Raw genomic sequence first — 12,753 nt, forward strand, 5'->3', positions numbered from 1 at the left:
CTTGTGGCACGGTAGGTGATTGTTAGCCCCGATAGAGCCGATATCCTTGTAGCGAAGCGGAAAGATAAAGGCGAAAGCGGGAAGGTACAGGATTAATGCAGGAACAACGGCTCCTTATTCTCCTTATTTTTTTGCAGCGCGTGCCATTTGATCCGCCATTAAAATCGCGTTGTAGGCATTCACAATTTTACCCGACACGCAGGTGTTGCTGAACGGAATTTGCACTTTTTCTTCGCCCACAGCTACATTTCCAGGAATCGCCACCCCAGAATCCATCAAGATGTGTTTCACTTGGGAAGCAGTTAAACTTGGGTAGTAAGAACGAATTAAGGCCGCAACGCCCGCCGCATTAGGCGATGCCATGGATGTTCCTTGTTCGTATTTGTATTTGTTGTTCGGAATCGTAGCGTAGATTTTCACTCCGGGCGCAAACACGTCTACGTTTTTCTGACCGTAGTTCGAGAAATCAGCGACCATTTTACTGCCGGTTGCGGTATTTAATGCACCGATGGTGATGAGGTTGTCGGCAATTTCTTTCCCGTTCACTTCGTCAGTAGGGAAGTTGGGTTCAACATCCACATCTTTACTGTCGTTACCTGCCGCGTGAACGATCAACACGTCTTTGCTTTCGGCGTATTTGATGGCATCCCATACCCATTCTTTGTGGGGCGAGTAGTCTTTACCAAAACTGCCGTTGATTACTTTGGCGCCGTTGTCTACCGCATAGCGAATGGCTAATGCGATGTCTTTATCAAATTCGTCGCCGTTGGGTACAGCACGCACGGCCATGATTTCCACATTTTTCGCTACCACACCATCGCCACCGATGCCGTTGCCGCGAACTTGCGCAATGATCCCGGCCACGTGGGTACCGTGTAAAGCATCCTCTACATCGGGACCTTTCACGTTGCCGTTACCGTAGTTTCTGTCGTTCAAGTCTTCAGGATTATCACCTACAGCTTTACGACCGTCAAAGTTTACGTTGAGGTTGTAATTCAATTGGTCTGAAATGTAATCGATATACGATTTGATTTCTTCTTGGAAACCGTCTCCGGCTTGTGCAGCAATCGACATCATGATCATTTTGCTGCGGTTGATTCCGGCATCCGTGGTTGAAATTGCTTTCAAGTCGGCTTTCGTATAAGTTTCTTTTTTCAAAAATTCACGAATGTCTTTGTCCGCTTTGGCGATCATGTCCACTTGTGGTTTTTGTTGTTTCATTTCTTGGATTTTTTGATCCAATTCCGCTTTGGCCTTTTTGTAGGCTTCCGAACCGTCGTCGCCTTTTTGTACGATGCGGGTCAGTTCCAGCGTCATATCCGTGGCGTCGCCCAAGAAATTCCATCCGTGTACATCATCCACAAAGCCATTTTTGTCGTCGTCGATGTTGTTGCCTGGGATTTCTTTGGTATTGGTCCAAATGTGTCCTTGTAAATCCGGGTGGTCGATGTCTAATCCCGAGTCGATAACTCCCACGATGATTTTGGTTCCTTTGCGTTTTTTAAGTAATTCGGCATAAGCGCGATCCACGCTCATTCCGGGAACGGTATCTTTGATTAAGTCCAAATGACTCCAACGTTGAAGGTCGGCTTCTTTAATGGGAGTGGTTTTTACAACCGTTTTGTCAATTTTGGCGGGATCGGTGCTCACAAATGGAGCGTTCGACGAACCACATCCGGTTAAAAGGGTCGCAGTAATTGCGGAAACCCAAAATGATTTTTCAAAATTCAAGTGCAACATAGTCTTCTTTTCTGTGCCGTGTACGGCAATTTCGGTTTAAAAATATTGGCTTTTTAACAAATAGCCGTATCGATTAACATTAGATTAAGATATCCTCCAAGCGGAAAACTTCTTTGAGTCGAATTCCTTTTTCGGTGTGTTCCACCGTTACAATGGGGTTGTGCGCATCGTGTTCGAGCCACAAGTAGTAGTTGTGGTCGGCGGCAGCGGTAAGGAATTTCGTTTTTTCGCCCATGGTCAACAGCGGACGCGTATCGTAGCCCATTACATAGGGAATCGGAATATGTCCGGCCGTCGCTAGCAGGTCGGCACAAAACACAATGGTTTTATCGCCGTATTGGATATGGGGCAGCATTTGCTTTTCGGTATGTCCGTCGGCATAGAAAATGTTGAATCCCATTTCGTTGGAAAACCCAAAATCGGCATCGGGTCGTTGGATAAAATGGAGTTGGCCGCTTTCTTGCATAGGGATAATGTTTTCATGCAAGAACGACGCTTTTTCACGTGCATTGGGTTGGGTGGCCCAATGCCAGTGGTTTTCGTTGGTCCAAAATTTGGCGTTTTTGAAAGCTACTTCAAATCCTTCTCCATCGGCGGTGCGGTTGACGCTTCCACCGCAATGGTCAAAGTGTAAATGCGTCATGAATACATCGGTGATGTCGTCGCGGTGAAAACCGTGTAGGGCCAAGGATTTATCAAGCGAATGATCGCCCCAAAGGGAATAATAGCTAAAGAATTTTTCCGATTGTTTAGTACCCATTCCCGTGTCGATTAGGGTGAGTCGGTTGCCGTCTTCGATCAGCATACAGCGGGCAGCGATATCGATGAGGTTGTTGGCATCGGCGGGATTGGTTTTGCTCCAAATGGTTTTGGGCACAACACCAAACATGGCGCCACCGTCGAGCTTAAAATTGCCGGCTTCAATGGGGTAAATTTTCATAGTATGGATTATTTTTTTGGGTTTCGAAGGCGAAGAAGTGACGTTGGATTTCCGATATCAAGCTTCTTTTTTTCGAAAGAAATTTAAAAATGAAGCCGCAATTTAAGAAATCATCATTTCGTTTCCCTTAAAAATCGATAAAAACTATGAAGTTATCAATCCAAAAAATGAGTTAAAACCTTGAAAAAACACTTTTAAGGCGTATCTTTGCCATTAATTTAGACAAAATCAAAATAAGCTATGATTAAAGTGTCCGAATCTGCGAGTAAAAAAATCGTCGAAATGATGAAAGACGACGGTTTTGATGCCGCCCAAGACTACGTTCGCGTAGGGGTAAAAAGCGGCGGTTGTTCCGGTTTGTCGTATGAATTGAAATTCGACAAAGCCATCGGTGAAAACGACAAAGTGTTTGAAGACAATCAGGTACGTATCGCGGTAGAGAAGAAATCCTTCTTGTACTTGGCGGGTACCATTTTAGAATATTCTGGAGGTTTGAACGGAAAAGGATTTGTGTTTAACAATCCGAATGCGTCGCGAACTTGCGGATGTGGAGAGAGTTTTTCGCTGTAAAAAAGGGCAACAGTTGCTGTTGTACTCCTTAAATTTTTAAATCTAAACCATGGCAAAATATACCGAAGACGACTTAAAGGTCGAACTCGAGAATAAAGAATACGAATACGGTTTTTACACCGATATCGAAAGTGAGACGTTCCCTGCCGGATTGAATGAAGACATTGTGCGCGCGATTTCCAAAAAGAAAGGCGAGCCCGAGTGGATGACCGATTGGCGTTTGGAAGCGTTTCGTGCTTGGAGCGAAATGACCGAACCCGAGTGGGCGAATGTGCACTATGAAAAGCCCGATTTTCAAGCTATTTCCTATTATTCAGCGCCCAAGAAAAAAGACAAATACGCATCGTTAGACGAAGTGGATCCTGAATTGTTGGATACGTTCAAAAAATTGGGGATTTCGCTAGACGAGCAAAAGAAGTTGGCGGGAGTAGCGGTGGACATTGTGATGGACTCGGTTTCTGTAGCGACCACTTTCAAAAAGACGTTAGCTGAAAAAGGTATTATTTTCTGCTCGATTTCTGAAGCGATTCAAGAGCATCCCGAATTGGTACAAAAGTACATCGGTTCGGTAGTGCCTCAAAAAGATAATTTTTATGCCGCGTTAAATTCGGCGGTATTCTCTGACGGTAGTTTTTGTTACATTCCAAAAGGCGTGCGTTGCCCGATGGAATTATCGACCTATTTCCGCATCAACCAAGGCGGTACGGGTCAGTTTGAACGTACGCTCGTGATTGCCGATGAAGACAGTTATGTTTCCTACTTGGAAGGTTGTACGGCACCGAGTCGCGACGAGAATCAGTTGCACGCTGCGGTGGTAGAATTGATTGCGTTGGACAATGCCGAAATCAAATACTCAACCGTTCAAAACTGGTATCCAGGAAATAAAGAAGGAAAAGGCGGGGTGTTCAATTTTGTAACCAAACGCGGATTGTGTGAAACTAATGCCAAAATCTCGTGGACCCAAGTTGAAACGGGTTCGGCGGTGACTTGGAAATATCCAAGTTGTGTGTTGAAAGGGGACAATTCGATTGGCGAATTTTACTCTATTGCTGTGACCAATAACTTCCAGCAAGCCGATACGGGAACGAAGATGATTCACTTGGGGAAAAATACCCGTTCGACCATCATCTCCAAAGGAATCTCTGCGGGGAAATCGCAAAACAGCTATAGAGGTTTGGTGCAAATTGGAGCGCGTGCTGAAAATGCCCGCAACTTCTCACAATGTGACTCATTGTTAATGGGGAACAATTGTGGCGCTCATACCTTCCCGTATATCGAAAACAAAAATGCGACGGCGAAAATTGAACACGAAGCAACCACCTCAAAAATCGGGGAAGATCAAGTGTTCTATTGCAACCAACGCGGTATTCCTACGGAAAAAGCTATTGCGTTAATCGTGAACGGATTCAGCAAAGAAGTCTTGAACAAATTACCGATGGAATTCGCGGTAGAAGCCCAGAAATTGTTGGAGATTTCATTGGAAGGAAGCGTCGGTTAATTTGAAAATTAGTCAATTAGTCAATTTGAAAATGATTCCGGTTGACGAAAACAAAATATAAAAAAATACACGATTTAAATAAAAGTTTCAAATGTGCAGCAAGCCAACCTGAAACTTTAAACTTTAAACCTGAAACAAAAATAAAATGTTAAGTATAAAAAATCTACATGCTTCGGTTGAAGATAAAGACATCTTAAAAGGCATTAATTTAGAAATCAAAGCGGGTGAAGTTCACGCGATTATGGGTCCGAATGGTGCCGGTAAGAGTACGTTGTCTTCTATCATTGCGGGTAATGAAAATTACGAAGTTTCAGAAGGAGAAATTCTGTTGGATGGAGAAGATATCTCCGAATTGGCTCCTGAAGAGCGTGCCCACAAAGGTGTGTTTTTATCGTTCCAATATCCGGTAGAAATTCCTGGGGTTTCGGTAACGAACTTCATCAAAACGGCCATCAATGAAAAGCGCAAAGCGAATGGTGAGGAAGAGATGCCGGCGAATGAAATGTTGAAGAAAATCCGTGAGAAATCGGAGCTGTTGGAAATGGATCGTAAGTTTTTATCCCGTTCATTAAACGAAGGTTTTTCGGGCGGTGAGAAAAAGCGTAACGAGATTTTCCAGATGGCAATGCTCGAACCGAAGATTGCAATTTTGGACGAAACCGATTCAGGTTTGGATATCGATGCATTGCGCATTGTGGCCAATGGTGTGAACAAATTGAAAAACGAAAACAATGCGGTGTTGGTGATTACCCACTACCAGCGTTTGTTGGATTATATCATCCCGGATTTCGTTCACGTATTGATGGATGGAAAAATCGTAAAATCAGGCGGCAAAGAATTGGCGTTGGAGCTTGAAGAAAAAGGATACGATTGGATTAAGAGTGAGTTGAACTAGGACTTAAGTTTCAGGTTTCAGGTTTAAAGTTTCAGGTTTCCGTGAAAAGACATAAATTAGAGGTTTTAAACTGTAATTTATAAGCCATGGCAACCATCAAACGATTTGAAGACCTCGAAATTTGGCAAGAAGCAAGAAAACTAGCCAAAGAAATTCATCAAATTTCATTATCCACTCCTCTGAAAACTGATTTTAGACTCCAACAACAGATTAAAGCTTCTTCAGGTTCCATTATGGACAATATTGCAGAAGGTTTTGAACGTGATGGCAATACTGAATTTAGGCAATATTTAGCTATTGCAAAAGGGTCTTCAGGAGAGACACGATCACAACTTTATCGGTTGTTAGATTATGAATATATTTCAGAAAAACAGTTCGTTGATCTGAAAAAACAATATGAAAATTTAAGCGGTAAAATTCAAAATTTTATGGCGTATTTAAATAAACAAGATTTCAAGGGTACCAAGTTTCGTTAACCTTAAACTTGGCACAAAGCGTGAATCATCCACGGAATGAACCTTAAACTTGAAACCTTAAACTTGAAACCAATTAAAATGGAATTAAAAGAGAAACTTATTTCTTCTTTCATGGCTTTCGAAGAGCAAATCGATGTCAACTCAGGGTTGCACGATATGCGCACGGCAGCGATTAAAAATTTTGAAACCAAAGGCTTCCCAACCAAAAAGGAAGAAGCTTGGAAATATACCTCGTTGAATTCAGTGTTGAAGCACGATTTTACCGTGTTTCCAAAGCATGATTCGGCAATTGAATTCAAAGACGTAAAGAAGTATTTCTTGCATGAAATTGACACCTACAAAGTGATTTTCATTGACGGGAAATACAGTTCGTTTTTGTCCCAGACCACCCACGATGGCTTGGATGTATGTTTGATGTCGGCGGCTTTACACAAGCCCAAATATAAAATGGTCATCGACACCTATTTCAATCAGATTGCCAATAAAGACGAGACGTTGACGTCGCTCAACACTGCATTTGCTGCAGAAGGAGCGTACATCAATATCCCCAAAAGCAAAGTGGTTGAAAAACCGATTGAGATTATTTATTTCTCTACCGGACAAGAAAATGCCTTGATGGTGCAGCCGCGCAACTTGATTGTGGTGGGGGAAAATGCCCACGTGCAAATCATTGAACGCCACCAGAGTTTGAACGAGAATCCGGTGTTGACCAACACGGTTACTGAAGTGTTTGCGTTGAAACGAGCCATTGTGGATTACTATAAAATTCAAAATGATTTGGGTTCGGCCAACTTGATTGACAATACCTATATTGCCCAAAAACAAGAGAGTCGCGTGTCAGTACACACCTTTTCGTTTGGTGGAAATGTGACCCGCAATAACTTGAATTTTTACCACCAAGGCGAGCGCATAGATTCGACTTTAAAAGGGATTACCATTATTGGCGACAAACAATTGGTGGATCATTACACCTTGGTGCACCATGCGCAACCGAATTGCGAGAGTCACCAAAACTATAAATGTATCGTGAATGACAACGCAACAGGCGTGTTTAACGGTAAAATTTATGTGGAGAAAGAAGCGCAGAAAACCGATGCATTCCAGCAAAATAACAACATTTTGTTGAGTGATAAAGCGGTGATCAATGCCAAACCCCAATTGGAAATCTTTGCCGATGATGTGAAATGTTCCCACGGTTGTACGATTGGCCAATTGGATGAAAGCGCCATGTTCTACATGCAACAACGCGGTATCCCGAAGAAAGAAGCCAAAGCGTTATTGATGTATGCCTTCTCCAACGAGGTGATTGAAAGTATTAAAATCCCCGAATTGAAACAGCGTATCACCAAAATCATCGCACAGAAATTAGGCGTGAATTTGGGATTTGATTTATAAAAATATAGACTTTATTATATATGAATGACGCAGGTGATAAGCCTGCGTTATTTTTTGATACTCTTTACAATTCCGCTCAACAACGCGTTAAAGTCAAAGCCGGGATCTTCTTTTAATCCCATGCGTACTACCACCAAATCATGGTTGGGGAAAATCGCGACCATTTGTCCTTGGAATCCGCTGCAATAGTACATTTCGCGAGGCACGTTAGGAAACTTTCCGCCGGCATTCAACCAGAATTGCGCCCCATACCGCCCTTCTGATGTTGGGGTAGGTGTCGATACGTATTTTGCCCAGTCTTCGGCAAATAGGCGCTCACCGTTCCAAAGGCCTTTGTGCAAATACAATAACCCGAATTTGGCCCAATCGCGCGGAGTAGCCCAACCGTAGGACGAACCTACAAAGTTGCCCGCCATATCGGTTTCTACGAGTGCCGAATGCATCCCAATTTTATCCAACAAACTGCTGTACCAAAAGTCGAGATAGTCTTGATGGGTTTTGAACTGTTGGCGCAAAATCCCGCTCAGTAAATTGGTCGTTCCTGAAGAATAATTCCAGCTAGCGTTGGGTTGGCCAATTAAGGGTTTGTCTCGTTGCACGGCAGCCATATCGCGCGCTTGAAACAGCATTTGCGTGGCATCACATATTTTATCGTATTGTTCTTCCCATTCCAATCCCGAGTTCATTTGCAAAAGATTGTGTAACGTGATTTTTTTACGGTCGTCGTTTTGCCAAGCCGCGATGGGAGCGGGTTTGCGTATGTCAATTTTTCCTTGGTATTGCAGAATCCCGAAATAGGTTCCGGTTAAACTTTTGGTCATGGACCAGCCTAGTAAACGGGAATCTTTGGTGAACCCATTAGCGTATTGTTCGTAAATGAGGTGGTCTTTGTAAAGCACCACAACGGCACGAGTACGTTTGCTTTTTTCTCCTTTGGCATCAAAAGCTTGCGCGACTGTTTTCTGTAATAATGCATAATCAATGTTGGAAAAAGTACTGTCATGAGGAGCGCCTGCACCATAGGGATAAGGAATGGACGTATTGGGATGGAAGTTGCGATGCGGAACTTCGTAAGGTTTCGAAACATCAAAGGAATCATCAATTAAAGTTGCACCCAATCCCGGACGGTAAATCGCTTTTCGGGCTTTGATACCGTAAACGCTAGAAACCGCAAATTGACCGGTTTTGTCTACTGCATTTTGGGCCAAATCCACCAAAGGAATATCGTTGTCACCCGATTCAATTACCTCCAGCGGACGGTTATCGAGAAACGTTCCTGAAGCCACACTTTTGGCGGCAAATCCGGAGATTAAGTCCAGTTTGGGGTAAACGGCAAAGTAAAAAACTACGGCTAAAATGGCGATAAGGACAACAACGATTTTCAGGAATTTTTTCATGGTGAAAGTTCAGTTTTAGAATTTCTAAATTACAGAAAAAACGCGTTCAAAAAACAGGGTAAAATGGACAAGTGATAAGGAAAAGTTAATTGACCAAAATGCCCGTAGAAAGGCGAAAGTTTTAATATCTTTGTATTTAGAAAAATTCTAAATAAAAATGTTAGACCTTCAAAAAATTCGAGCGGATTTTCCCATTTTAACCCAAAAAGTAAATGGCAAACCGTTGGTCTATTTCGATAACGGTGCAACGGCACAGAAACCGCAAGTGGTGCTGGATGCGATTACCAAATATTACAGCGAAATCAATGCGAACATTCACCGTGGCGTGCACACTTTGAGTCAGTGGGCGACGGATGCGTATGAGGAATCACGCGGTAAAATTCAGAAGCACTTGAATGCAAAACACGCCCATGAAATCATTTTCACGGCGGGGACAACCCATGGAATTAATGCGGTGGCCAATGGTTTTGCGGCTTTGTTGCAACCGGGTGACGAAATTTTGGTTTCGGCGATGGAGCACCACAGTAATATTGTGCCTTGGCAAATGTTGTGTGAGCGAACGGGAGCCGTATTGAAAGTCATCCCGATGAATGAAAAAGGAGAATTGATTCGCTCGGAATACGAAGCGTTATTGACAGAGAAAACGAAAATCGTCACGGTGAATCATATTTCCAATGCCTTGGGAACGATCAATCCGGTGGACTATATCATTCAAAAAGCACATGAAGTAGGCGCGGCAGTTTTGATTGACGGTGCACAAGCGACGCCGCATTTAAAACCGGATGTTCAAGCTTTGGATTGCGATTTTTATGTGTTTTCCGGACATAAAGTTTGTGGCCCCACAGGAACCGGAATTTTATATGGAAAAGAAGCGTGGTTGAATAAATTGCCGCCGTATCAAGGTGGGGGCGAAATGATTGCCACAGTTAGTTTTGAAAAAACAACCTATGCCGATTTACCACATAAATTTGAAGCAGGAACGCCCAATATTGCAGGTGGTATTGTCTTGGGAACGGCGATTGATTATTTGAACGAAATCGGATTTGAAGCCATTGCGGCGTATGAACACGAATTGTTAGCATATGCGACGCAAAAGTTGGAACAAATCGAGGGATTACGCATCATTGGAACTGCCGAACACAAAACTTCGGTGATTTCTTTCAATGTCGGGAATATCCATCCGTATGATATTGGCACGATTGTCGATAAGTTAGGGATAGCGGTGCGCACGGGTCACCATTGTGCCCAGCCCGTGATGGATTTCTTCGGAGTTCCTGGAACGGTTCGCGCGAGTTTTGCTTTTTACAATACCAAAGAAGAAATTGATATTTTTGTAGAGGCACTTCAAAAAGCCGTAATGATGTTATCTTAAAACCAAAACGTATGAAAGCAATTGCCATTGTCCTATTTACCCTATTGATGGGAAAAGGATGTTCAGGAAACGGTGCCGAGTTGGCCTTAGCAAAATTGACTTACACTGCACAATCGCGCGGGGTGAACAAAGTAATCACGATTCAAAATCAGGATATCACGGTAGAATCGGGTCGGGGCAAAGACGCCACGGTTGCGGTATCCACGATTTCGGAAGGCGATTGGAATGATTTGGTGCGTCAGTTTGATAAAATTGAATTGGAAAAAATGGAAACCTACGCTGATCCGTCGCAGGAACGTTTTCATGATGGAGCTGCCATCGCTAATTTGACGGTGGAATACAATGGAAAAGTATACCGTTCCAAAGATTTTGATCATGGGAATCCGCCTAAGGAATTGAAAGCTTTAGTTGATAAAATTTTCTCTTTAATTTCAGAAAAATAAGCGCATGACAATACACGATATTCAAGAAGAAATTGTGGATGAATTTTCGATGTTTGACGACTGGATGCAGCGGTATGAGTACATTATCGAACTCGGAAAATCGCTTCCTTTAATCGAGGAGCAATTCAAGACCGACGACAATATTATCAAAGGTTGTCAATCGAAAGTGTGGGTGCACGCCGAAGAAAAACAAGGAAAAATTTGGTTTACGGCTGATAGTGATGCGATTTTGACCAAAGGAATTATTGCGATTTTGATTCGTGCTTTTTCGGGTCAAGAGTCCAAAGCAATCTTGGAAGCCAATACTGATTTTATTGACGAAATCGGATTAAAAGAACATTTATCGCCTACGCGGGCCAATGGTTTGGTGTCAATGATCAAGCAAATCAAAATGTACGCGTTGGCCTTTGAAGCCAAACAACAGTAATATGAGAAAAATTCTTCTTTTCATTGCAATGCATTGGGCTCTATTGAGTCTAGCCCAGCCTGCCATTACCCCAATACCAGAAGGGACTAAAGAAATTCATTTTGTGTATGAACAAAAAGCCAAAGTGTACATGGATGATTCGGGTATCTATATGGATACATTAATGATGAAAGTGTACTATCCCAAAGTAAGTTTTGTGCTAAAACAACATCCCAAAAACGATACTTTACAGTGGGCTTTTTCAAAGTCAAATTCATTTTCCAACAAGGAATTGGATCGTTTAAAATCGTTGATTTATCATACCAATGAAAAATATTTTGGTGAATATAAAATTCGTGAGAAACAGGTAAAAATTAAGGCTGAAAGAGACGATAGTGATGCGAGAATGTTTTTCGACAAAGTATTCAAAGAGAAATATTTTCGATTTTATTACACCATAATTAATAATTATGTAAACGAAGTTCAGATTAAGGATTTTCCAAGTGCGACTCATAAAGAAATTTTTGACAATATTATGCACCGCGTCGTGTACAATTCAGATCCTATGATTGGATTTTACTCGGGTGTAGTTAATAATATACAATACAAAAGCATCGTCTATCTCAATCCCATGTTACCTAAAGAAATATCTATTGATATTTTTGATACGAAATTTGGGGTAGAGCGTATAGATAGTTTTGATCGAACCTTAGAATTAACAGCAATAACCTATAAAAACTAATGGAAGAATTTAACGATACCATCAACTTAGGAGAAAATGTGGTGAAAGTGTTGAAAGGCATTTACGATCCTGAGATTCCGGTTGATATTTATGAATTGGGTTTGATTTATGATGTCATGATCAACGAAGATCATGAAGTAAAAGTACTGATGACCTTAACTTCACCCAATTGTCCGGTGGCTGAAACGTTACCCGCTGAGGTTGAAGAAAAAATCAAGAAGATTGAGCATGTGAAATCTTGCGAAGTTGAAATCACGTTTGATCCACCATGGAGCAAGGATTTGATGAGTGAAGAAGCGAAGTTAGAATTAGGCATGTTATAATACGGCATGGACGAAATTGTAAATCGTGTTGCGCAATCGGCGTTAATGGTATTTGACTTGGAGGATTATTTTCCGAAGCAGGTTCGAACAGGCATTGACGTATCCCAATGGCTTTATGAAGGTTTTTTATTGAAAGAAAAAGACTTTCGTGAAGCGTTAAAACAGCACGATTGGTCGCAATACCAAGATCAATGGGTTGCTATTTATTGCAGTACGGATGCTATTTTACCCACTTGGGCGCCCATTTTAGTAGCCTCCTATTTGACCGAAACAGCCGATTGGGTAATTCTAGGACAGCCGGAATCCTTATTGGATTTGTATTATCAAAAAAAGTTGGAACAACTGGATTATACAGACTACCAAGATAAGCCCGTTATTTTAAAAGGTTGTTCTAAAAAACCGGTTCCCGAAAGCGCCTATATCGTCGCGATGCAGCATTTACAAAAGGTGGCCAAAAGCATAATGTTTGGTGAAGCCTGTTCGGCGGTTCCGCTCTTCAAAAGAGGAAAGTAATACGAAAATGTTAACCTTTGCGTTATCCCTTGTAAACTAAAGA

Annotated in this window: 14 protein-coding genes; 11 read left to right on the top strand and 3 right to left on the bottom strand. The window is 42.1% G+C overall.

Annotated elements, in window-relative coordinates; translation table 11 throughout:
- Window positions 1–123: 123 nt before the first annotated feature.
- Together OLM45_RS03330 and OLM45_RS03335 are read right to left on the bottom strand one after the other, a co-directional pair.
- Complete coding sequence (locus OLM45_RS03330; protein ID WP_264511970.1) at window positions 124–1,740, bottom strand: S8 family peptidase; 1,617 nt, start codon at window positions 1,738–1,740, stop codon at window positions 124–126.
- A gap of 79 nt (window positions 1,741–1,819) precedes the next feature.
- The gene (locus tag OLM45_RS03335) at window positions 1,820–2,680 is read right to left on the bottom strand and encodes an MBL fold metallo-hydrolase (protein ID WP_264511972.1); all 861 of its coding nucleotides are present in this window, start codon (window positions 2,678–2,680) and stop codon (window positions 1,820–1,822) included.
- A gap of 240 nt (window positions 2,681–2,920) precedes the next feature.
- Here OLM45_RS03335 and OLM45_RS03340 point away from each other — a divergent pair, with 240 nt between their 5' ends.
- The 5 genes from OLM45_RS03340 (at window position 2,921) to sufD (ending at window position 7,514) form a co-directional block, all read left to right on the top strand.
- Entirely contained in the window at window positions 2,921–3,250 is a 330-nt protein-coding gene (locus tag OLM45_RS03340; RefSeq protein WP_129460277.1) for a HesB/IscA family protein, read from the top strand.
- Window positions 3,251–3,299: 49 nt separating this feature from the next.
- A complete protein-coding gene (gene sufB / locus OLM45_RS03345; protein ID WP_264511974.1) occupies window positions 3,300–4,748 on the top strand; it encodes a Fe-S cluster assembly protein SufB in 1,449 nt (482 codons plus the stop codon).
- A gap of 145 nt (window positions 4,749–4,893) precedes the next feature.
- Complete coding sequence (gene sufC, locus OLM45_RS03350) at window positions 4,894–5,643, top strand: Fe-S cluster assembly ATPase SufC (protein WP_129460275.1); 750 nt, start codon at window positions 4,894–4,896, stop codon at window positions 5,641–5,643.
- A gap of 86 nt (window positions 5,644–5,729) precedes the next feature.
- On the top strand, window positions 5,730–6,119 hold the full coding sequence (locus OLM45_RS03355) for a four helix bundle protein (RefSeq protein ID WP_264511976.1): 390 nt from the start codon (window positions 5,730–5,732) through the stop codon (window positions 6,117–6,119).
- 78 nt (window positions 6,120–6,197) lie between these two features.
- The gene (sufD, locus tag OLM45_RS03360) at window positions 6,198–7,514 is read left to right on the top strand and encodes a Fe-S cluster assembly protein SufD (RefSeq protein WP_264512916.1); all 1,317 of its coding nucleotides are present in this window, start codon (window positions 6,198–6,200) and stop codon (window positions 7,512–7,514) included.
- 47 nt (window positions 7,515–7,561) lie between these two features.
- Here sufD and OLM45_RS03365 read toward each other — a convergent pair whose 3' ends face one another.
- Entirely contained in the window at window positions 7,562–8,911 is a 1,350-nt protein-coding gene (locus OLM45_RS03365) for a serine hydrolase domain-containing protein (RefSeq protein ID WP_264511977.1), read from the bottom strand.
- A gap of 157 nt (window positions 8,912–9,068) precedes the next feature.
- Here OLM45_RS03365 and OLM45_RS03370 point away from each other — a divergent pair, with 157 nt between their 5' ends.
- Genes OLM45_RS03370 through OLM45_RS03395 form a run of 6 tightly spaced genes read left to right on the top strand, consistent with a single transcriptional unit; the run spans window position 9,069 to window position 12,710 of the window.
- On the top strand, window positions 9,069–10,283 hold the full coding sequence (locus OLM45_RS03370) for an aminotransferase class V-fold PLP-dependent enzyme (RefSeq protein WP_264511979.1): 1,215 nt from the start codon (window positions 9,069–9,071) through the stop codon (window positions 10,281–10,283).
- A gap of 11 nt (window positions 10,284–10,294) precedes the next feature.
- The gene (locus tag OLM45_RS03375; RefSeq protein ID WP_264511981.1) at window positions 10,295–10,726 is read left to right on the top strand and encodes a hypothetical protein; all 432 of its coding nucleotides are present in this window, start codon (window positions 10,295–10,297) and stop codon (window positions 10,724–10,726) included.
- 4 nt (window positions 10,727–10,730) lie between these two features.
- A complete protein-coding gene (locus tag OLM45_RS03380) occupies window positions 10,731–11,153 on the top strand; it encodes a SufE family protein (RefSeq protein ID WP_264511983.1) in 423 nt (140 codons plus the stop codon).
- Between the two features lies 1 nt (window position 11,154).
- A complete protein-coding gene (locus OLM45_RS03385) occupies window positions 11,155–11,874 on the top strand; it encodes a hypothetical protein (RefSeq protein ID WP_264511985.1) in 720 nt (239 codons plus the stop codon).
- A complete protein-coding gene (locus OLM45_RS03390) occupies window positions 11,874–12,197 on the top strand; it encodes an SUF system Fe-S cluster assembly protein (protein WP_129460269.1) in 324 nt (107 codons plus the stop codon). Before OLM45_RS03385 ends, OLM45_RS03390 begins: the two co-directional genes overlap by 1 nt.
- A 6-nt stretch (window positions 12,198–12,203) precedes the next feature.
- Window positions 12,204–12,710, top strand: a complete 507-nt coding sequence (locus tag OLM45_RS03395) for a DUF2480 family protein (RefSeq protein ID WP_264511987.1) — start codon at window positions 12,204–12,206, stop codon at window positions 12,708–12,710.
- Window positions 12,711–12,753 lie beyond the last annotated feature (43 nt).

It is taken from the genome of Flavobacterium sp. N1719 (genome assembly GCF_025947045.1).
Lineage (GTDB): Bacteria > Bacteroidota > Bacteroidia > Flavobacteriales > Flavobacteriaceae > Flavobacterium > Flavobacterium stagni.

Excerpts from the sequence above, each read along its gene's own strand:
- OLM45_RS03365 (WP_264511977.1), bottom strand. The coding sequence starts at position 8,911 with ATGAAAAAATTCCTGAAAATCGTTGTTGTCCTTATCGCCATTTTAGCC.
- OLM45_RS03375 (WP_264511981.1), top strand. The coding sequence starts at position 10,295 with ATGAAAGCAATTGCCATTGTCCTATTTACCCTATTGATGGGAAAAGGA.
- OLM45_RS03335 (WP_264511972.1), bottom strand. The coding sequence starts at position 2,680 with ATGAAAATTTACCCCATTGAAGCCGGCAATTTTAAGCTCGACGGTGGC.
- OLM45_RS03390 (WP_129460269.1), top strand. The coding sequence starts at position 11,874 with ATGGAAGAATTTAACGATACCATCAACTTAGGAGAAAATGTGGTGAAA.
- OLM45_RS03330 (WP_264511970.1), bottom strand. The coding sequence starts at position 1,740 with ATGTTGCACTTGAATTTTGAAAAATCATTTTGGGTTTCCGCAATTACT.
- OLM45_RS03380 (WP_264511983.1), top strand. The coding sequence starts at position 10,731 with ATGACAATACACGATATTCAAGAAGAAATTGTGGATGAATTTTCGATG.
- sufB (WP_264511974.1), top strand. The coding sequence starts at position 3,300 with ATGGCAAAATATACCGAAGACGACTTAAAGGTCGAACTCGAGAATAAA.
- OLM45_RS03370 (WP_264511979.1), top strand. The coding sequence starts at position 9,069 with ATGTTAGACCTTCAAAAAATTCGAGCGGATTTTCCCATTTTAACCCAA.
- OLM45_RS03385 (WP_264511985.1), top strand. The coding sequence starts at position 11,155 with ATGAGAAAAATTCTTCTTTTCATTGCAATGCATTGGGCTCTATTGAGT.
- OLM45_RS03395 (WP_264511987.1), top strand. The coding sequence starts at position 12,204 with ATGGACGAAATTGTAAATCGTGTTGCGCAATCGGCGTTAATGGTATTT.
- OLM45_RS03355 (WP_264511976.1), top strand. The coding sequence starts at position 5,730 with ATGGCAACCATCAAACGATTTGAAGACCTCGAAATTTGGCAAGAAGCA.
- sufD (WP_264512916.1), top strand. The coding sequence starts at position 6,198 with ATGGAATTAAAAGAGAAACTTATTTCTTCTTTCATGGCTTTCGAAGAG.
- sufC (WP_129460275.1), top strand. The coding sequence starts at position 4,894 with ATGTTAAGTATAAAAAATCTACATGCTTCGGTTGAAGATAAAGACATC.
- OLM45_RS03340 (WP_129460277.1), top strand. The coding sequence starts at position 2,921 with ATGATTAAAGTGTCCGAATCTGCGAGTAAAAAAATCGTCGAAATGATG.